We start from the raw sequence: 231 nt of genomic DNA on the forward strand, positions 1-231 counted from the left end.
GGTACGTCCATCGACCTCACATGTAACCTCAAGGCCGACGTTGGCTATCGCTTCCGTCACATCCAGGGCGGCGACATGTTCGGTTACGCGGAAAACGGCGGTCCTGGCTACGACAAGGGCCTCAACCTGCATGAAGCCCGCATCGGCGCCCGCTACACCTTCGGCGGTTGCCAGACCGCAAGCTACATGCCGCCGGCCGATATCCCGATCCAGCCGCAGCCGGTCTACAAG

The 231-nt window shown here is 62.8% G+C and carries 1 protein-coding gene; it reads left to right on the forward strand.

Annotated elements, in window-relative coordinates; translation table 11 throughout:
• Nucleotides 1-231 (forward strand): outer membrane protein (locus ACPYOI_RS37260; protein ID WP_481424329.1); only part of this gene is annotated, 231 nt, incomplete at both ends.

The organism is Rhizobium sp. SVR5-2C, from assembly GCF_056755115.1.